This window comes from Roseateles sp. NT4 (genome assembly GCF_051857475.1).
Classification (GTDB): domain Bacteria; phylum Pseudomonadota; class Gammaproteobacteria; order Burkholderiales; family Burkholderiaceae_C; genus Pelomonas.
Genome location: NZ_JBPZGZ010000003.1, coordinates 604,888 through 623,384, shown reverse-complemented (window position 1 = coordinate 623,384; position 18,497 = coordinate 604,888). Strand labels below are relative to the sequence as shown.

Genomic DNA, 18,497 nt, shown 5'->3' with positions numbered 1-18,497 from the left:
TTGAATGAGTGCACCCGCCAAAGACACCCTGGGCCTGCTGCTGGAACGCGCCGAGAGCGAGCGCGACGCCGCTGCACAGGCCCTGCATGCCGCCAGCACCCAGGCGCAGCACGCGCGCGCCCAGCACGGCGAACTGGCCGGCTATCGCCAGGACTACCAGCAGCGCTGGACCCAGAGCTTCGCCCAGGCCACCACCATGGACATCGTCGGCTGCTACCAGAGCTTCGGCCGCCGCATCGACCAGGCGATAGACACCCAGGGCCACGTGGCCAACCATGCCGACGCCCGCCAGCAGCGCGCCCGCGACGCCCTGCGCGAAGCCGAAATGCGTGTCGCCGCCCTGCGACAGCTGATCGCCCGCCGCCAGGCCGAGGCCGACAAGGTGGTTCAGCGCCGCGAACAGCGTGCTACCGACGAATTCGCCGCGCGCGCCCATCTGCGCCGCATGGCCCACGTCTGAGAGGGCCCGCCACCATGCTCAGCAACGCCTCATCCGTCACGCCCAAGCCGGCCGCCATGCCGCCCGCCGCCCCGGCGGCCCAGCCCGCCCTGCCCACCCCGGGTTCGGCCGGTGGCCCCACTTTCGCCCAGTTCCTGAACGACCAGCCCAATCTGCCGCCGGCCCATCCCGATCCCGTGCCGAGGGATCCGGACACGGCTGGCGAGGCCAAGACCGCGGCTCCCGCTCCTGCGGCAAACACGGCACCGGCCCGCCGCAAGGATGGCAATGCCTCGGCCACCAAGCCGGCCCAGGGTCGCCCGTCCGAAGCCACGGATACCGCCAAGCCGGTCAAGGATGCCAAGGTCAGCGACGACAAGACCGAAGCCGCCGACGCCGCATCGGCCAGCGACAAGGACCCCGAGACCTCCGGCCTGGACGAATTCACCCAGCTCATCGGCCTGGCCGTGCCGCCGCAGACGGCTGGACCTCAGCCGGTCACCCCGGGCCTGCCGGGCGCCGCGGATGCCGTGGCCGAAGCCGGCGGCAAGGGCGTGCGTGCCTTGCGCACCGGCCGCGAGGCCGACGATGCCACCACGCGCGGCGACGCCACCGAATCCACCGCCACGTCGTCGTCCGAACGCCGCCCGTCCGATTCGCACGCACGCGCGGCCGACACACCGCATGCCAAGGGCATCGAGCTTGCCGCCGACAAGGCCGCGGCCGCCCGCAGCGACAGCAGCCAGGCCCTGCAGACCGCCACCGCCACACCCAGTGAGGCCGCACCTCGCGCCGCGGCCGTGACGGATGTCGCAGCTCCGAACTTTGCCGCCGTGCTGGCCCAGGCCATGCCGGCAACGGCCGCGGCCGCGGACACGGCGCCCGTCGGCGCCAACGGCCAGGTCAACGCCGCCGTGCACAGCAGCGCCTTCGCACCGGAACTCGGCGCGCGCGTCAGCCTGCTGGCCGTGGACGGCGTGCAACAGGCCGAACTGCAGCTCAACCCGTCCGACATGGGCCCGGTGGCGGTGCAGATCGTCGTCGATGGCAATCAGGCCCAGGTCTCCTTCCATGCGGCCCAGGCCGAGACCCGCCAGGCCCTGGAACAGAGCCTGCCGGATCTGGCAGCCGCCCTGCAGAACCAGGGTCTGACGCTGTCCGGCGGGGGTGTCTTCCAGCAAGCGCCCCGTGACGCCCAGGGCGGCGACGCCGAGGCGGGTCGCGATGAGGGTCGCAGCTCGCGCAGCGGCAGCGGCACATCCCGCATCGGCGCCAGCGCCGGCGTGGCAGCGGCTCCGGTACGCCGCAGCGTGGGCCTGCTCGACACATTTGCCTGATCCTGAAGCGGAAATAGCCACGACTGGCTTGACCTAATCGGGGCTTGCCGGACGGGCCTCAGGTCAATAATCAGGCGCAATGGTGCCCCTGGTCTGCAAAGGCCGCCGGGGTGAAAGACGTCTCAAGGAGTTCACATGGCGACTGCGCCGGCTGCCGAAGCCGCCGCGCCCAAGGGCGGCGGCAGCAAGAAGCTCATCATCATCATTGCCGCCGTGCTCGTGCTGGTGCTGGTGGGCGGCGGCGCGGCCGTCATGCTGCTGAAGAAGAAGCCCCCGGCCGAGGATGGTGAGGACGGCGCCGAAGCCACCGAAGCACCAGCCAAGCCCAAGGCCCACGCCAAGAGCGACCACCCGCCCACCTTCGTGCCGCTGGACCCCTTCACGGTCAACCTGGCCGACAAGGACGTGGACCGCTTTGCCCAGGTCGGCGTCACGCTGCAGGTCGAGGACCCCAAGTTCGCCGACCAGATCAAGGCCTACATGCCGGCCATCCGCAGCAATGTGCTGATGGTGCTGGCGCACAAGACCGCGGCCGAGCTCCTCACCAAGGAAGGCAAGGAAAAGCTCGCCAAGGACATCATGCGTGAGTCGGTGCGCCCCATGGGCATCGAACTCGACGACGAGGACGAGGACGACCACGCCGCTGCCGCCGACGCGCCCAAGAAGAAAAAGAAGAAGAAAAAGGCCCACGTCGAAAGTCCCGTGACGCAAGTCCTGTTCTCCAACTTCATCGTGCAGTAAAGCCGCGCAAATGAATCAGCAGATTCTTTCGCAAGACGAAGTCGATGCACTGCTCCAGGGCATCACCGGCGAGAGCCAGAAGCTCGAGGCCGAAGAGGAGCAGGTCGGCGGCATACGCGAGTACAACCTCGCCAGCCAGGAACGCATCGTTCGTGGGCGCATGCCCACGATGGAAATCATCAACGAGCGGTTCGCGCGCAACATCCGCGTCGGCCTGTTCAACTTCATCCGCAAGAGCCCGGAAGTCGCCATCGGCGGCATCAAGGTGCAGAAGTACAGCGCCTTCCTGCGCGAGATCGTCGTCCCGACCAACTTCAACATCGTGTCGGTCAAGCCGCTGCGCGGCAGCGGCCTGATCGTCTGCGACCCGACGCTGGTGTTCGCCGTCATCGATTCGCTGTTCGGCGGCATCGGCAAGTTCCACGCCCGCATCGAAGGCCGCGACTTCTCGCCCACCGAGCAGCGCGTCATCACCCGCATCGTCGAGGTCATCCTCGCCGAGTACCACAAGGCCTGGAAGGGCATCTACCCGCTCGAGCTGGAATACCAGCGCTCGGAGATGCAGCCCCAGTTCGCCAACATCGCCACGCCCAGCGAAATCGTCGTGTCGACGTCCTTCACGCTGGAAATCGGCGAGACCAGCGGCACCATCTACTTCTGCATTCCCTACTCGACGCTGGAACCCATCCGCGACGTGTTGTATTCGACAACGGTCGGCGACTCCTCCGAGCCGGACCGGCGCTGGATCAATCTGCTCAAGACCCAGATCCAATCGGCCGAAGTGGAACTGGTGGCCGAGCTGGGCACGGCGCCGGCCACGGTCGAGCAGCTGCTGGCCTTCAAGCCGGGCGATTTCATAGAACTGGATCTGAACCCCATGATCCAGACCAAGGTGGACGGCGTCCCCGTCTTCGACTGCCACTACGGCACGTCCAACGGGCGCTATGCCCTCAAGATCGACAAGATGCTGACTGGCCCGCAAGAGGGCTGGTTGGGAGCCAAACATGAGTCCTGATTCACCCAGCCAAGAAGAACAGGACGCGATGGCGGCCGAATGGGCTGCGGCCCTGGCCGAAGCCGCGCCTGCCGCGTCTCCCGCCACCGAAGTGGTCGCCGAGGTGCCTGAACAGGTGTCCACGCCCAGCTTCGCCAACTTCACGCCGACCAGCGGCGCGGGGCCGGGCAACGACATCAACATGATCCTGGACATTCCCGTCCAGCTGACCGTGGAACTGGGCCGCACCCGCATCCCGATCAAGAACATCCTGCAACTGGCCCAGGGCTCGGTCGTGGAGCTGGACGCCCTGGCCGGCGAGCCCATGGACGTGCTGGTCAACGGCTACCTGATCGCCCAGGGCGAGGTGGTGGTCGTGAACGACAAATTCGGTATCCGCCTGACCGACATCGTCACGCCGTCCGAGCGCATGCGCCGCCTGTCCAAGGCCGCTTGAGGGCTGCGCCGCCAGCACGCGGCGTGCAGCCGAAAGCCCGTGCCGTTGGCGCGGTCTTGGGACAACCAAGGGTTTGCCGGGCCATTTAGGGGGTTCGGCCGCTCAAGTCCGTCCGCAGAATGCCGAGGCATGAATGCTTCCGGCCTGCTCCCCTTTCTCTGGTTCCTCGGCATCGTCGCGCTGATCCCGGTCGCGCTGTGGCTGCTCAAGCGCACGCCGCTGGGCGGCGCCGCGGCAGCCGGCGTGCTGCGCGTGGTGGCCCAGCTGCCCACCGCGCCCAACCAGCGCCTCCTCGTCGTCGAGGTCGGCCAGGGCGAAGACCGCCGCTGGCTGGTGCTGGGCGCCACCGCCCAGAACATCACGACCCTGCATGTGATGCCGCCCCAGGCCGAGCCGGTCGCACCGGCCAGCTTTGCCAAGCTGCTCAGCAAGGAGCGCGGCAATGAAGCCTAAATCCCTGTTGATGGCCGGCCTGCTGCTTGCAGCCGGCTCCGCCTTCGCCCAGCAAGGCCAGACCCCGCCGGCTTCACTGCCCTTGCTGGTCGGCCAGGGCTCGGGCGGCAGCTATTCGGTGCCCATCCAGACCCTGCTGTTCTTCACGGCCCTGGGCTTCCTGCCCGCCGTCATCCTGATGATGACGGCCTTCACACGCATCGCCATCGTGCTGAGCCTGATGCGCCAGGCCCTGGGCACACAGTCGGCGCCGCCCAACCAGGTCATCGTCGGCCTGAGCCTGTTCCTGACCTTCTTCGTCATGAGCCCGACGCTGGACAAGGTCTACGCCGAGGCCTGGCAACCCTACAGCGCCGGCACCATCCAGTTCGATGAGGCCTTGAAGCGCGCCGAGGTACCGATGCGCGGCTTCATGCTGAAGCAGACCCGCCAGGCCGACGTGGCCCTGTTCTCGCGCCTGGCCAAGCTGGACGCCAGCGTCAAGGCCGAGGACGTGCCCTTCAAGGTGCTGGTGCCCGCCTTCGTGACCAGCGAGCTGAAAAGCGCCTTCCAGATCGCCTTCCTGATCTTCATCCCTTTCCTCGTCATCGACATGATCGTGGCGAGCGTGCTGATGAGCCTGGGCATGATGATGCTGTCGCCCGTGCTCGTCGCCCTGCCCTTCAAGCTGATGCTGTTCGTGCTCGCGGACGGCTGGAACCTGCTGCTCGGCTCTTTGGCCGCCAGCTTCGTGACCTGAGAACCGACCATGGACGCCCAACAAGTCTTCACCTTTGGCCAGCAAGGCCTCTACATGATGATGCTCGTGGCCGCACCGGTCCTCATCGTCGTGCTGCTCGTTGGCGTCGTCGTCAGCGTGATCCAGGCGGCCACGCAGATCAATGAGGCGACGCTGTCCTTCGTGCCCAAAGTCATCGCCACCGTGCTGACGCTGGCCGTCGCCGGGCCGTGGATGATGACGACGCTGGTGGAGTACATCCAGCGGACGTTGATGACGATTCCCAACGTGGTTGGCTGAGGCTGTCGCAGTGGCGCCGGCTTTCTGCCAAGGCCCAGCCGGGAGTCCCGCCCGGCGGCGGGGTAACTTTCTTCTGCGGGGCCAGAAGAAAGTCACCAAAGAAGAGGCCCTGAACCGCACACGAGTATCACGACGCCATGAACGGCGCGCGAAAACGACCAGCGGCATCGCACCCAGACGCGACCCGCTGCGCTCTCGCTGCTGTCCCTATGACGAGCATCACGCATCGCGCCAGCGGGGCGCTGAACGCGCGGCTGCACGCCGGGCTCACCAGAAAACAAGAAACAGCGTCGCTCGGGCGACGCGACGAGTGCGCCCGTTCGATGCGTCGCCCCAGCGACGCTGCATTCCTGGTGAGCCCGGCGTGCAGCCGGCGTTAACGGGCGTGAAGGAGCGATGGATGGCTCTCTTCACAGGGACAGCAGCGAGAGCGCAGCGGGTCGCGTTTGGGCACGGTCCAGTTCCGAGCATCGCGAGCGCATGCCACCGCTCGAGTGCGGATTGCATTCAGCGCTCCTCTTTTGGTGACTTTTCTCTGGCGCGTCAGAGAAAGCCGAAGGCTTCGCCAAAAGTTACCCGCCCTGCCGGGGCGGACTCCCGGCTCACTGCACCGAGCCGAAAGGCTCTACGCAAAAGTGTCCCGACACAATCTGCCTCTGAGTGACGAAGCGACCAGCAAGAACATGTTCTCCGTCACCGAAGCCCAACTCCTCGCCTGGCTGAACCCACTCCTGTGGCCCTTCATCCGCACGCTGGCCCTGTTCGCCGGCATGCCCACCTTCAGCCAGCGCAATGTGCCGCTGCGCCTGCGCATCGGCCTGGCCCTCTTCATCTCGGTGGCGGCCCAGCCGTCGCTGCCGACCATGCCGGTCACGCCGCTGGACTCCCTGCCCGGCCTGACGCTGCTGGTGGCCCAGCAGCTGCTCATCGGCCTGTCCATGGGCTTCGCGGTGCGCATCGTGTTCGCGGCCCTGGAGTTCGCCGGTGAAATCATCGGCCTGCAGATGGGCCTGAACTTCGCCGGCTTCTTCGATCCCAGCACCGGCGCCCAGGGCACGGCCAGCGCACGCTTCTTCGGCAGCATGGTGGCCTTCCTGTTCATCGCCATCAACGGCCATCTGCTGCTGATCAACGCGTTGATCCAGAGCTTCTACGCCTTCCCGGTCGGCACCGAACCCTTCGCCTTCCTGCGCATGGCGAAGCCCCAACAATGGGGCGCCGAGATCTTCAGCATCGGCCTGTGGATCGCGCTGCCGCTGATCACCATGCTGATGTTCGTCAACCTCGTGCTCGGCGTGATCTCCCGCGTCGCGCCCCAGATCGGCGTCTTCTCGGTCGGCTTCCCGCTGACCGTCAGCATCGGCCTGATCGGCATGGTGGCCACGCTGCCGCTGATGCAGACGCCGTTCACGGTGGCGCTGGAAAGATTGCTGGCGGCGTTCAGTTAGGCGCAGGGTGTCGGCGGCTCTCGGATGGCCAGCCAGGTCTGCCCCATGCGGATCCGCGGCGTCTGCAAGAATGACCGCAACCCAAGGCGCCATCAAGGACCGTCATGAAGTCGATCTGCATCAGTTTCCTGCTCATGGCGGCGTCGGGCCTGGGCGCGCCTGCGCTCGCGGCCGATATGCCAGCGCAGGCGGGCAAGCCCTTGATCTCGGGCGTCGACGTCAAGTCCTTCGATCCGGCCGTGCGGCCGCAGGACGACTTCTACGCCTACATCAACGGCCGCTGGGCGCGCGGCACGCAGATCCCGGCCAGCAAGGCGCGCTGGGGCACCTACGACGAACTGCGCGAGACGGCAGCCTTGCAGGTGCGGGCGATCCTGGAAGACGTTCTGAAGAACCCGGGCGCGGCCGGCAGCGAGACCCGAAAGATCGCCGACCTGTACACCACGTTCACCGACGACAAGGCGCGCGACGCGCGCGACTTCGCACCGCTGGCGCCTGAATTCGCGCGCATCACCGCCGTCACCCGCCACCAGGACCTGGCCGCCTTGATGGCCGAGCTGGAACGACAGGGCGTGACCGTGCCCTTCAGCGTCTTCGTCGGGCAGGACGCCCAGAACGCGGAACGCTACGTCGTCTATGCGGCCCAGTCCGGGCTGGGCCTGCCCGACCGGGACTACTACCTCAACGAGACGGACCAGAAGCTGACGGCCGTGCGGCAGGCCTATGTGCAGCACATCACCAAGCTCTTCACGATGCAGGGCGATGCGCAGGCCGAGCGCCATGCGGCCAACGTGCTGGCCCTGGAGACCCGGCTGGCCCAGCTGCAATGGAACCGCGTGGACAACCGCGACGCCCTGAAGACCTACAACCCGCGCACCTTCGCGCAGCTGGCCGAAGAGGCGCCCGGACTGGAATGGCCGGCCTACCTGCAGGCCGCAGGCATCGCGGGCAAGGCCACGTCGCTGGTGGTGCGCCAGCCGAGCTACTTCGCAGGCCTTTCGAAGCTGGTGACCGAGGTGCCGCTGGAGCAGTGGCAAAGCTATTTCAAGTGGCAGGTGCTGGCGGCCTATGCACCCTACCTCACGCGGGCCGCGGCCGATGAGCGCTTCGCATTCACCGGCACGGTGCTGCGCGGTGTGCCCGAGAACGAGCCGCCCTGGCGCCAGGCCCAGCAGTTCGTCGACTCCGTCATGGGCGAGGCGGTGGGCAAGCTCTATGTGGCCCGGCACTTTCCGCCCGAGAACAAGGCGCGCGTGCTGGCCATGGTGAACAATTTCCTCGCCACCTTCCGCGAAGGCATCGCTGAACTGGAGTGGATGAGCCCGGCAACGAAGAAAGAGGCGCAGGCCAAGCTGGCGCTGTTCACGCCCAAGATCGGCTACCCGGATGTCTGGCGCGACTACACGGCCCTGACCACCAGCAGCACCGACCTGATCGCCAACGTGCGCGCGGGCCGCCGCCATGCCTTCGACCGCGGCATCGCCAAGCTCGGCAAGCCGGTGGACCATGGCGAATGGGGCTTCACGCCGCAGACCGTCAACGCCAGCTACAGCCCGCTGCAGAACGCCATCACCTTTCCGGCGGCGCTGCTGCAGCCGCCCTTCTTCGACGTGAAGGCGGAGGACGCCATCAACTACGGCACCGTCGGCACCAGCATCGGCCACGAGATCAGCCATGGTTTCGACGACCAGGGCAGCCGCTACGACGGCCATGGCAACCTCCGCAACTGGTGGACGGCGGAAGACCGCGCCGCCTTCACCGCGCGTGCCAACGGGCTGGTGCAGCAGTACAGCGCCTTCAGCCCGGTGCCGGGCTACTTCGTCAACGGCCAGTTCACGCTGGGCGAGAACATCGGCGACAACTCCGGCGTGACCATCGCCTACAAGGCCTACCGCAAGTCACTGGGCGGCCAACCTTCGCCCGTGATCGACGGGCTGACCGGCGAGCAGCGGCTGTACATCGGCTGGGCCGTCAAGTTCCGCACGCTGCAGCGCGAAGAGGCGGCCATCGTCCAGATCAAGAGCGACCCGCATTCGCCGGGCGAATTCCGCGTCAAGGGCACGCTGGCCAACCAGGCCGGCTTCTACGAGGCCTTCGACATCAAGCCAGGCGACAAGATGTATCGCCCCCCTGACCAGCGCGTGAAACTGTGGTGAGCGGCCACAGGCCTCGATAGCTGGCAGCGGTCAGGCCTGACGCGAACGGCAGCCTTCGGCCTGCAGCCAACGCCCATCACCAGCGCCCTCATGCGCTGTCGCTGGCTGGGAAAGAGGCGAATCCATCAAACTGAGGCCGGCGCCACCGCGATCGGCCTCCCAGATCACGCCGTCCGCCGGCTCAAATCTAGCGCGCCCTGTCCCACGCAAACGCGAAGATGTCGGCGTACTCGGCCGCCCTCGCTTCCTCGGCGGTACCGTGGCCGTGGCCGCCATCGGTTTCGGCGCGCAGCCAGATCTTGCGCCGGTCGCCGAACCTGGCTTGCGCCCGTGCGGCGAACTTGGCACTCATCCAGGGGGCGACGCGCTTGTCGTTGAGGCCGATGGTGATCAAGGTGTCGGGCATGTCTGTCGCCGTGGTCAGGGCCTGGTAGGCGTCCATGGCGAGCAGAGCCTTGAAACCTTCAGGGGTCGCTGGGTCGCCGAACTCGTCGAACTGGTTGGCGCCGTTGGGCGCTGCAGCCAGGCGCGAGGTGTTGAGCACGGCCACGCGCGGCACCAGGCCTGCAAAGGCGCCGGGCTGCTTCAGCGCCGCGGGCGGGACGAGAGCGCCGCCTGCGCTGGTGCCCATGCCGACGACGCCCTTGGGCTTGGCAATGCCCTTGGCCTTGAGCGTCTGCGCGCAGGCGATGAAGTCGGCATGGCCATTGGGCTTGTTGGCGCTGCGCCCGCCTTCATGCCAGGCCCGACCGCGCTCGCTGCCGCCGCGCACGCCGCAAAAGGCCATCGCCCCACCGCGCGAGAGCCATGCCATGAAGTCGCGCCAGTAGACGGGCGTCGTGGAGGACACGCCGTAGGAGCCGTAGGCTTCCAGGATGGTGGGCATGCCGCCCTTGGGCAGCGGCCCCTTCCTGTGCAGCACCACCAGCGGCACCATCGTGCCGTCGGCGCTTCTGGCCTGCATGCGGTCCACCTGCATGCCGCGGGCCCCGTCCCACGTCTGGCTGCCGATGCCGGTATCGGTGATCCTGCCCTTGGCCAGCGCGTAGCTGCGAGCGTTGGACACCCAGCCCATCAGCCCCAGCGTGGCGCCGCTGCCGTCGACATTGACGTGCGGGTCGAGGATGTCGCCGGCCTCCAGCGGCAGCTTGACCTCGGCGAACTTGCGCTGCCCGTCAGGGCTGTAGAAGAGACGCGTGACGCCGTCGGTCTGCGCGGCGGCATAGATGCCGTCCTTGGCGACGATGAGGCCGGTCAGCACGAGCCGCGCGCCCCCTTCGAACACCGTGGCGGGCTCGCCCAGGCCCGGGCCGTTGAGGGTGCGGCGGACGATGGCACCCGAGGGGTTGGTCTTGGTGGTCAGCACAAAAGCGGCGTTGCCGAACACGTCGGCATCATTGGCCTTGTCGTCCAACGTGGCGAGCACCGTCCACGCCGGCTTGCCGGCAGTCAGGTCGGCCTTGCGTGCGATCCAGTAGTTGACGTCGACCCGCGCACCGCCGCCCGTGGCCAGCACCCACTCGCTCCATGGGGTGCCGCGCACGGCGGGAAAGTCTTTCTCGGCGAAGGCAGGCCCCTGCGACTCAAACCCGAAGACGGGCTGCCCGGGACCGGCGTCGGACACTCGCTTGAGGAAGGTGCGCATGCCGGTGATGGGGTCGGCGCGGCTGCCGGCGGGCGCCATCTGCGTGTAACTCACCCAGTCGTCACCCAGCCATTGCAGCGCAAACTCACTCCAGATGTTCGGGATGGGCGCGCCCACCGCCTGGCCCGTGGCGACGTCGTAGAGGGTGATGTCTCCCACCTCGGCGCCGCCCTTGGACTGGTGCACCGCCACCAGCTTGCCGTCGGGCGACAGCGACACACTGCCTATCGCCACGACCGAGCCCTGCACCGTGTTGGGATCGATCAGCACGCGTTCCTTGCCGTTCTCCCGGACGATGAGCTTGGCTGTCTTGTCGCCGGCGGCGGTGCGGCGAAACACGGTCACAGGGCCAGCGACCTGCACGTCGCGCACCTTGGTGAGATCGGACGACACCTCCCTGAGCGCCGCCGCGAACGCTCCGCGCTCGGGCAACGCCCGCAGCGAAGCATGGGCGGTAGACGATTCGGACAACACCCAGGCGCTCAGTTCTGCGGCCTTGGCGGGATCCTCCATCCAGCGGTACTCGTCCGCCAGCGGGATGCCGTTCACGGTCTCCATGAACGGCAAGGCAGCAGGCGGAGCCGCAGCAGCCAGCGAGGCCAGGCATGCGGCGGACAGGGCGAAATGCTTCATGCGGGGAATCCTCTTCGTCCGTCGTGCAGCCGACGGCGAAGGGATTCCAGCATGGATGGGACGCCGCCCTGTCCTGAACGTCCCCAAGGTTGAGGGCATGAAGCTGCCGGGCGCCGCCGGCTCACGCCTCCCGCAGCGCCGTCGTCACCGGCAGCGAAGCCGCCCGCACCGCCGGGAACAGCCCGCCCACAAAGCCGATGGCCAGGGCCCATTTGATGCCCTCCCACAGCAGGCCCGGCGAAACGGCCAGGTTGAAGCTGAGCTTGCCGACCGAACCGGCCGCCATCGTCGAGGCCTCGAAGCCGTTGAAGATCAGCCAGGCCACGCCGCCACCGATGAGGCCGCCGATCAGGGCCAGCAGCGTCGTCTCCAGCATCACGGCCACCACCACCGGCAGGCCGCGGAAGCCGATGGCCCGCAGCGTGGCGATCTCACGGGCCCGCGCCGCCACGGCCGCGAACATGGTGTTCAGTGCGCCGAACACCGCGCCGACGGCCATGATGGAGCCGACCACGATGCCGATGATGCGCAGCACCTTGGTCATCTGCTCGCTCTGCTTGGCGAAGAAGTCCAGCGTCGTGCTGGCCTTGACCTTGAGCTGCGGGTTGTTTTCGAGCGACTCGCTGAAGGCCTTGATGGCCGCCGGGTTCTCGAGCTTGACCGTGGCCGAGTTGCGGCCGCTGCCGCGCTTGTAGGCGTCGTTGACGACATTGGCGTCGGCCCACAGCTCCGACTCCATCGCGTCGCCCGAGGCGAAGATGCCGACGATGGTCCAGGGCTGGTTGCCCAGCTTCAGCGTCGCGCCGACCTTGAGGCCCTCGAACTGGCGCACGGCGCCCTTGCCGACGACGATCTCGCGCAGGCCGGGCTGGAAGATCTTGCCCTCGACGATCTTGGCGTTGGGGCGCACGACGAAGGCCGCCTCGCTGATGCCGCGCACCTGGGCGCTGCCGGACTCGTCGGCCTTGCCGCCCTTGATGGGCAGGTTGGCCGCCACCACCGTCTCGGCCGAGATCAGCGGCTCGCCCTTGGCGTTACGGGCGATGCCCGGGGCCTGCTCGATCTGCACGATGTCCTCACGGCTCAGCGAGGACGACACCTCGTTGGCTGAGGCGCCGCGCATGACGATGGCCGTGTCCAGCGACCCGGAGTTGCGCAGGGTCTGCGCATAGCCCTCGGCCATGGCCAGCAGGGCCACCAGCACGCCCACCACGCCGGCGATGCCGACAACGATGACGGCCGACGAGCCCAGGCGCTGCGTCAGCGTGCTGATGCCCACCGCGGTGACCGAGCGGGCCTGCGCGCCGCTGCGGAACAGGAACATCCACAGGCCCAGCAGCACAGCCACGGCGAGTGCGCCCTGCCAAGGCATCATCACCCAGGCCACTAACACGATGACGAGCAGCAGGACGAGCCCGAAGTTCTTCAGGAATTTCATGTCATGCCCTCCCGGCCAGTGCATCGGTGATGTTCACGCGCATGGCACGTACCGCGGGCAGCGCGCCCACGGCCAGGCCGAAAAACAGCGCCAGGCCGATGCCCGTCATCCAGCTCGCGGCTCCCGCCGCCGGCAGATTCAGCGCGCCACCGCTGCCCTTGCTGACGACGGGGCCAATGACGCTGGCCAGCAGCAGGCCGACCGAACCACCGATCAGCAGCAACAGCACCGACTCGGCCAGCACCATGGACAGCACGCTCTCGCCCGAGAAGCCCAGCGTCTTCAGCACCGCGATCTCGCCGGTGCGCTCGCGCACCGCCTGCATCATGGTGTTGCCGGCCAGCAGCAGCAGCGTGAAGAACACGGCGCCCATGATGGAGGTGACGATGAGGTTGATGTCGGCCACCTGCTTCATCCAGCTGGACATGGCCGCCGCCTCGGTCTGGGTGCGCGTCTCGTGGTCGGAATTGGCCGAGATCTCGTCGATGGCCTTCAGCACGCGGTCGGCCTGGTTGACGTCCTTGACGCGGGTCACATACCAGCCCACCTGGCCGTTGTTCCAGGGCGTGGTGTCGTCGAAATACTTCCAGTTCAGCAGGAACATCTGGTCGTACCAGGCGCCCGACTTCTTGTCGGCCACATGGATGAGGCCGACGATCTTGAACGGCCAGTTCTGGCTGCCGTTGCGGTCCGGAAAGATGGTGGATTGCATGGGCACCGTGTCGCCCACCTTCCAGCCGAACTTGCGCGCCAGACCTTCGCCGACGATGGCACCGTCCTTGGTTTCGGCAAAGGCCTTGCGATGCTCGGCCGAGACTTCCATCTCCGGATAGACATCCAGGTAGTTGGGCGCGACGGCGAAGCTGAAGACTTGGTTCTCGGGCTTCTGGTAGGCCCCACCAAACCAGTTGGCGAAGGCCACGTCCTTGACGCCGTCGATCTGCGAGATGCGCGCGCTCAATGACATCGGCAGCAGCTGGATGAAGCTGAGCTTGGAGCCCGTCTGCAATCTCTGGGCGCCGTTGGCACTCTTGCCGGCCTGGTCAAAACCGACGCGCACCGCGTCCAGCAGGCCGAACAGCAGGAAGGCCGTGATGATGGACACCAGGGTCAGGAAGGTCCTGCCCTTGCGCCGGAACAGCGCGGCCCAGATGAGATGGAGGTATTTCATCGCGCCTCCTCAAGCGGTGGCTTCGGTCACCAGCGTGCCCTTGTCGAGGTGCAGGGTGTGGCTGGCACGGGCGGCGGCGCGCGGGTCGTGGGTGACCATGACGATGGTCTTGCCATGCTCGCGGTTCAGGGCCTGCAGCAGCGTCAGCACATCCTCGGCCGACTGGCGGTCCAGGTCACCGGTGGGTTCGTCGCAGACCAGCAGCGTCGGGTCGGACACGATGGCGCGGGCAATGGACACGCGCTGCTGCTGGCCGCCCGACAGCTCGGTGGGCTTGTGCGAGGCGCGGTCGGCCAGGCCGACGAGTTGCAGCGCGATGGCCGCGCGCTTCTTGCGCTCGCCGGCGGACAGCTTGGTCAGCAGCAGCGGCAGCTCGACGTTCTTCTGCGCCGACAGCGTCGGCATCAGGTTGTAGAACTGGAAGACGAAACCGACCTTGGACGCACGCCATTTGGCCAGGGCCGCGCCCGACAGCTTGTCGATGCGCTCGCCGCCCACGCTGATGGCGCCGCCGCTGGGGGCGTCCAGCCCACCCATCAGATTCAGCAGCGTCGTCTTGCCCGAACCCGAGGGGCCCATCAGCGCCAGGAAATCGCCCTGCTGCACATCGAGGTCGATGTGGTGCAGCACCTCCACCTTCTGCTTGCCGCGGGTGTAGACCTTGGACAGGTCACGGACTTCGATCAAAGCGCTCATCTTCATTCCTTGTTGGAAATGGTGGATCCCTGCTTCAGCTCGGCCGGGGGCGACACGACGACCGTCTCACCCGCCTTCAGGCCGGAGGTGACGAGCTTGAACTTGCCCACGTCTGCACCGAGCTTGACAGCTCGCTGTTCGGCGCGGTTGTCATGGACGACGAAGACGGCATCGCTTCCATCGCGCTGGGCCAGCGCGTCCGGCGGCAGCAGCACGCCGGGCACGACCGCCACCTCGGCCTTGGGCTTGGTAGCCAGGAAGCTGACGCGCACCCCCATGTCGGGCACGACGCGGTCGTCCTTTTTCTCCAGGGCCACGCGCACCTTGACGGTGGCCTTGCCGCGGTCGGCGCTGGGGATGACGGCCACGACGTGGGCGGGGATCTTCCAGTCCGGGTAGGCGTCCAGCACGGCCTCGCAGGGCATGTCGGCCTTGACCTGGGCGATATAGGCCTCGTTGACGTCGACGTTCACCTCCAGCGAGTCCATGTCGACGATGGTGCCCACGCCGGTGCGCGTGAAGCCGCCGCCGGCGGACAACGGCGAGATGATTTCGCCCACCTGGGCTGCGCGGGCCGTGACGACGCCGTCGAACGGCGCCTTCACGGTGGCGTAGTCGAAGTTGACGCGCGCCTGGCGCACCTGGGCCTGCGCCGCCTCGGCCTGGCGCAGCGAGGCCTCGATCTGGGCCTTGATGGTCTTCACGGCAGTGGCCGTCTGCTCCTGGTTCTGGCGCGTGCTCATGCCGCTGGCCGACAGTTCGGCCTGGCGGCGCGCATCGGCCTCGGCCTGCGCGAGCTGGGCGCGCAACTGGCCGGTGGACGCCTCGGCTGCGGCGGCCTGCGCCTGGGCCGCTGCCAGGCCGGCCTTCAACCCGGTGTCGTCCAGCCGTGCCAGCACCTGGCCCTTCTTGACCTTGAAGCCTTCGTCGATGAGAACCTCGGTCAGCGTGCCGGTCATCTGGGCCGACACGGTCGCCATGCGGCGTGCCGTCACATAGCCCGTGGCCTGCAGCACGGCATCGGCACTGGCGCCCTGGCCATTGGCGCGGACCGTGGCGGTCTGCACCGGCACGGGCTTGTTGCCCGACAGCCACCACCAGGCCCAGGCGCCACCGCCGGCCAGCAGCACGACGGCCACGATCAAGGCCCACACCCATTTGGGCGGCCCGCCGCCGTCATGGTCCTCGCGATGCGCACCTTCGATGCGCAGCTCCTTCAGCAATCCGGTATCGATGACACGCCCCCTGAAAGTCCTGCTCGCCAGACCTCAACGGCCCACGAACGCACCGGCCTCACGGCCACCCTTTTGGAACCGGGGCGGATTGTGCAGCGCCTGCTGCCACAGGGTGTCATCAATCGATGAACGGCGACCCGGGCTGGCGAATCGACAGCCCGGGGGGATGAACGGCGGGTGCGCCCGCCTTAACGAACCTCGCGGGCCAGCTTCAGCACCGGGGCCGCCAGGCTCAGGCCGCGCCGGCGCGACTCGCCATGGTTGACGGCAAAAGCCATGCCCTGGGGCTCGCTGATGAGGGCGATGCAGACACCGGCGCGCATCGCCTCGGGGCTGGTGGCGATGACGAGAACGGGTCCGTCGCCGGCGGCCGCGATCCAGTGGCGCAGCGTCGCCGCGTCGGCATGGCCGAGCAGCAGCACCTGGCAGTCACGCGCCGCGTCGCGCGGCTCGCCGAGCACCCTCACCTTGAGCTGGGCCGCCCCCACCTGGCGGCTCGCCAGTGCGCGCACGGCCTCCAACCCGGCGGGCTGCAGGCCCGCCGCGCACAGCGACAGCGTCGGGCTCTCGGCCGCCGGCGCCGGCCATTGGGTGTACTGGGCCAGGCGCAGCACGAATGCGGCGCGCAGCCTGTCCTCGTCCAGGCTGTCGGCCCGCACCAGCGCGGCGGCCAGCAGCAGCGGCAACAACCGCCAGGATCTCAAGGCGCGTCTCCGCGCCAGGTCAGGCCGGCCTGCCAGCGCGTGCCCTGGTGATAGGCGGGTGCGGTATAGCCGGCGCCGCTGGACTCGGCATAGGCGCGGCCGCCCACGTTCTCGGCGCCGACGAAGAAGTCCCAGCGCCGGCTCGGTTGCCACAGCAGATGGGCCTGATGCTGGGCGTAGCCGGGCAGGCGCTGATCGCCGACGCGCTCGGTCGTCGCCCAGCCGCTCAGCGACAGGCGCAGCGTCGGTCCCGCCACGGGCATCTGCAGCGCCCACTTCAATGTCTCGCCGGGGCTGTAGGCCTGGCGGCTGCCGTCGGCCGCGCGGTTGCGCTGGCCCATGAGGCTGAGCTGCAGCTGCCAGCCCTCGCCCCAATGGCCGTTCAAGCCCAGCTCGGCGCCGCGCGAACGCGCGACCGGCATGTTGGCAAAGGGCTTGGCGTCGCCGCGCTCGATGAAGTTGACGAGATGACTCGTGAACAGCGAGGCCTGCCAGGTCCAGGCCCCGACGCCCCAACCGGGCAGCGGTCCTTGCCAGGCCAGTTCGGTGGTGCGCAGGCGCTCCGGCCGGGGCGCGTCGACACCCGAGCCCTGGTTCAGCGAACGCTCGAAGCGGTTGGGCGCGCGAAAGGCCGTGCCCCACATCAGCTTCAGGCTCTGCCCCGGCGCGGGCGACCAGACCCAGGCCGCGCGCGGGTTCCAGCTCGAGTCGCCGCCCTGCACGCCGTCCTGGCGCAGGCCCAGCACCAGGCGTTGGCGCTCGGCCAGCCGCCACTCGTCCTGCAGATAGAAGCCGAGGCGCTGCGACGTGTAGTTCTCGTCATAGGGCGCCTCGCCCAGGTAGACGTAGCGGAAGCGCTGCACGCTGTCACGCTGCCAGTCCATGCCGAAACTGGTGGTGTGGCTGTCGCCGTCGGGGCCACCCCAGGCGCGCGCCAGGCGCAGCTCACCCAGCCACCAGCGTCCCAGCGCCTCGAAGCGGCTGGTGCGCAGCTCGGCCTCGCTGTCGTCGGCCTGCTCCTCGCGGTAGCGCGACTGCTGCCAGGCCAGGCCCAGGTGCAGGTCCCAGTCGGCGGCCCGCCCCTCCCAACCGGCCTGGGCGAAGTTCTCGCGCAGGGAGTTGACGCCGCCGGTGATGTCGCCCGACTTGGGCAGGAAGGTGTAGAGGCCGCGCTCGCGCTGCACGCCGCCGACGCGCAGCGACAGCCCGCCGGCCCGCCCGCCCAGCAGCCAGCGCCTGGCCCTGTCCCATTCCAGCGGCTGCAGTTGCGCGCGGTATTCCTGCGGCTCGCCGAACAGCAGCGGCGTGTGGGGCTCCTCGTCGCTGCTGAAGGCGGCGAGCCACTCGGCGCCACTGTCCAGGCGCTGGGCATAGCTCAGCCGCGCGCTGACCTGGCCACGCGGCGACAGCACCACATGGGCTTGCGGGCCGGCCAGGGTGTCGGCACGCTGGGTGACGATGTTGACGACGCCCAGCAGCGCGTTGCTGCCATACAGGGCCGAGCCGGGACCGGGCGTGAACTCGACACGCTCGATGAGGCTGACGTCGACATAGAACTCCCGGTTGATGGGGCCGGCGTCGTAGAGGTTGTCGTTCAGCCGCAGGCCGTCGAGCAGGAAGAGGACGCGGCCGTTGAAGTCGCCCGGCGCCACGCCGCGCACGGCCACGCGGGTGAACTCGTCGTCCTCGCGCACCTCCAGGCCTGGCATGCGGCGCAGCACGTCGCCCAGGGTGCGCAGGCCCAGGCGGGCGATGTCCTGGCGGCTGACGACATGGGTGACGGCAGGCGCCAGATCGGCGCTCTGGGCCTGGCGCGAGGCGGTGCTGACCGACACATCGGCAGCCGCGCCGCGCCGTTCCGTGCGGATCAGGTCTTCCAGGCTGGGAATGTCACTGTTCTGGGCCAGGGCGGGCGCGCCCAGCAACAGCAAG

The 18,497-nt window shown here is 68.2% G+C and carries 17 protein-coding genes; 10 read left to right on the top strand and 7 right to left on the bottom strand.

Annotated elements, in window-relative coordinates:
* The first annotated feature begins 4 nt into the window (after positions 1–4).
* The 10 genes from fliJ to ACS5PN_RS21730 all read left to right on the top strand — a co-directional run bounded on the left by fliJ (position 5) and on the right by ACS5PN_RS21730 (position 9,043).
* Positions 5–460: a flagellar export protein FliJ gene (gene fliJ / locus ACS5PN_RS21775; RefSeq protein ID WP_439466101.1), complete on the top strand. Its 456-nt coding sequence runs from the start codon at positions 5–7 to the stop codon at positions 458–460.
* A 14-nt stretch (positions 461–474) separates the two neighbouring features.
* Positions 475–1,776 (top strand): flagellar hook-length control protein FliK, encoded by a 1,302-nt coding sequence (locus ACS5PN_RS21770; protein WP_439466100.1) that lies wholly within the window; start codon positions 475–477, stop codon positions 1,774–1,776.
* A gap of 135 nt (positions 1,777–1,911) precedes the next feature.
* Positions 1,912–2,517, top strand: coding sequence for a flagellar basal body-associated FliL family protein (locus ACS5PN_RS21765; protein WP_439466099.1), 606 nt, complete (start codon positions 1,912–1,914; stop codon positions 2,515–2,517).
* Positions 2,518–2,527: 10 nt separating this feature from the next.
* Positions 2,528–3,532 carry a flagellar motor switch protein FliM gene (gene fliM / locus ACS5PN_RS21760; protein ID WP_439466098.1) on the top strand — a complete coding sequence of 335 codons (1,005 nt, stop codon included), beginning with the start codon at positions 2,528–2,530 and terminating at the stop codon, positions 3,530–3,532.
* Positions 3,522–3,968 (top strand): flagellar motor switch protein FliN, encoded by a 447-nt coding sequence (fliN, locus tag ACS5PN_RS21755; RefSeq protein ID WP_439466097.1) that lies wholly within the window; start codon positions 3,522–3,524, stop codon positions 3,966–3,968. Before fliM ends, fliN begins: the two co-directional genes overlap by 11 nt.
* Positions 3,969–4,097: 129 nt before the next feature.
* Positions 4,098–4,421, top strand: a complete 324-nt coding sequence (locus ACS5PN_RS21750; RefSeq protein ID WP_439466096.1) for a FliO/MopB family protein — start codon at positions 4,098–4,100, stop codon at positions 4,419–4,421.
* Positions 4,411–5,160 carry a flagellar type III secretion system pore protein FliP gene (gene fliP, locus ACS5PN_RS21745; RefSeq protein ID WP_439466095.1) on the top strand — a complete coding sequence of 250 codons (750 nt, stop codon included), beginning with the start codon at positions 4,411–4,413 and terminating at the stop codon, positions 5,158–5,160. The genes ACS5PN_RS21750 and fliP overlap by 11 nt, the downstream gene beginning before the upstream one ends.
* 9 nt (positions 5,161–5,169) lie before the next feature.
* Positions 5,170–5,439 (top strand): flagellar biosynthesis protein FliQ, encoded by a 270-nt coding sequence (fliQ, locus tag ACS5PN_RS21740; RefSeq protein ID WP_056199307.1) that lies wholly within the window; start codon positions 5,170–5,172, stop codon positions 5,437–5,439.
* A 683-nt stretch (positions 5,440–6,122) separates the two neighbouring features.
* Positions 6,123–6,887 carry a flagellar biosynthetic protein FliR gene (fliR, locus tag ACS5PN_RS21735; protein WP_439466094.1) on the top strand — a complete coding sequence of 255 codons (765 nt, stop codon included), beginning with the start codon at positions 6,123–6,125 and terminating at the stop codon, positions 6,885–6,887.
* A 104-nt stretch (positions 6,888–6,991) separates the two neighbouring features.
* Positions 6,992–9,043 carry a M13 family metallopeptidase gene (locus ACS5PN_RS21730; RefSeq protein ID WP_439466093.1) on the top strand — a complete coding sequence of 684 codons (2,052 nt, stop codon included), beginning with the start codon at positions 6,992–6,994 and terminating at the stop codon, positions 9,041–9,043.
* Positions 9,044–9,230: 187 nt separating this feature from the next.
* On the opposite strand, the gene ACS5PN_RS21725 is transcribed toward ACS5PN_RS21730, so the two are convergent.
* The 7 genes from ACS5PN_RS21725 to ACS5PN_RS21695 form a co-directional block, all read right to left on the bottom strand.
* A complete protein-coding gene (locus tag ACS5PN_RS21725; RefSeq protein WP_439466092.1) occupies positions 9,231–11,321 on the bottom strand; it encodes a prolyl oligopeptidase family serine peptidase in 2,091 nt (696 codons plus the stop codon).
* 121 nt (positions 11,322–11,442) lie between these two features.
* A complete protein-coding gene (locus tag ACS5PN_RS21720; protein WP_439466091.1) occupies positions 11,443–12,759 on the bottom strand; it encodes an ABC transporter permease in 1,317 nt (438 codons plus the stop codon).
* A 1-nt stretch (position 12,760) separates the two neighbouring features.
* Entirely contained in the window at positions 12,761–13,930 is a 1,170-nt protein-coding gene (locus tag ACS5PN_RS21715) for an ABC transporter permease (protein ID WP_439466090.1), read from the bottom strand.
* Positions 13,931–13,939: 9 nt separating this feature from the next.
* The gene (locus ACS5PN_RS21710) at positions 13,940–14,632 is read right to left on the bottom strand and encodes an ABC transporter ATP-binding protein (protein ID WP_439466089.1); all 693 of its coding nucleotides are present in this window, start codon (positions 14,630–14,632) and stop codon (positions 13,940–13,942) included.
* Positions 14,629–15,849, bottom strand: a complete 1,221-nt coding sequence (locus tag ACS5PN_RS21705; RefSeq protein ID WP_439466088.1) for an efflux RND transporter periplasmic adaptor subunit — start codon at positions 15,847–15,849, stop codon at positions 14,629–14,631. The genes ACS5PN_RS21710 and ACS5PN_RS21705 overlap by 4 nt, the downstream gene beginning before the upstream one ends.
* Positions 15,850–16,049: 200 nt before the next feature.
* Positions 16,050–16,565, bottom strand: coding sequence for a YfiR family protein (locus tag ACS5PN_RS21700; RefSeq protein WP_439466087.1), 516 nt, complete (start codon positions 16,563–16,565; stop codon positions 16,050–16,052).
* Positions 16,562–18,496, bottom strand: a complete 1,935-nt coding sequence (locus ACS5PN_RS21695) for a TonB-dependent receptor plug domain-containing protein (protein WP_439466086.1) — start codon at positions 18,494–18,496, stop codon at positions 16,562–16,564. The genes ACS5PN_RS21700 and ACS5PN_RS21695 overlap by 4 nt, the downstream gene beginning before the upstream one ends.
* Between the last annotated feature and the right edge of the window lies 1 nt (position 18,497).

What these genes read in the sequence shown, in the direction of transcription:
- fliJ (WP_439466101.1), top strand. Translation starts at nt 5, where the DNA reads ATGAGTGCACCCGCCAAAGACACCCTGGGCCTGCTGCTGGAACGCGCC.
- ACS5PN_RS21770 (WP_439466100.1), top strand. Translation starts at nt 475, where the DNA reads ATGCTCAGCAACGCCTCATCCGTCACGCCCAAGCCGGCCGCCATGCCG.
- ACS5PN_RS21765 (WP_439466099.1), top strand. Translation starts at nt 1,912, where the DNA reads ATGGCGACTGCGCCGGCTGCCGAAGCCGCCGCGCCCAAGGGCGGCGGC.
- fliM (WP_439466098.1), top strand. Translation starts at nt 2,528, where the DNA reads ATGAATCAGCAGATTCTTTCGCAAGACGAAGTCGATGCACTGCTCCAG.
- fliN (WP_439466097.1), top strand. Translation starts at nt 3,522, where the DNA reads ATGAGTCCTGATTCACCCAGCCAAGAAGAACAGGACGCGATGGCGGCC.
- ACS5PN_RS21750 (WP_439466096.1), top strand. Translation starts at nt 4,098, where the DNA reads ATGAATGCTTCCGGCCTGCTCCCCTTTCTCTGGTTCCTCGGCATCGTC.
- fliP (WP_439466095.1), top strand. Translation starts at nt 4,411, where the DNA reads ATGAAGCCTAAATCCCTGTTGATGGCCGGCCTGCTGCTTGCAGCCGGC.
- fliQ (WP_056199307.1), top strand. Translation starts at nt 5,170, where the DNA reads ATGGACGCCCAACAAGTCTTCACCTTTGGCCAGCAAGGCCTCTACATG.
- fliR (WP_439466094.1), top strand. Translation starts at nt 6,123, where the DNA reads ATGTTCTCCGTCACCGAAGCCCAACTCCTCGCCTGGCTGAACCCACTC.
- ACS5PN_RS21730 (WP_439466093.1), top strand. Translation starts at nt 6,992, where the DNA reads ATGAAGTCGATCTGCATCAGTTTCCTGCTCATGGCGGCGTCGGGCCTG.
- ACS5PN_RS21725 (WP_439466092.1), bottom strand. Translation starts at nt 11,321, where the DNA reads ATGAAGCATTTCGCCCTGTCCGCCGCATGCCTGGCCTCGCTGGCTGCT.
- ACS5PN_RS21720 (WP_439466091.1), bottom strand. Translation starts at nt 12,759, where the DNA reads ATGAAATTCCTGAAGAACTTCGGGCTCGTCCTGCTGCTCGTCATCGTG.
- ACS5PN_RS21715 (WP_439466090.1), bottom strand. Translation starts at nt 13,930, where the DNA reads ATGAAATACCTCCATCTCATCTGGGCCGCGCTGTTCCGGCGCAAGGGC.
- ACS5PN_RS21710 (WP_439466089.1), bottom strand. Translation starts at nt 14,632, where the DNA reads ATGAAGATGAGCGCTTTGATCGAAGTCCGTGACCTGTCCAAGGTCTAC.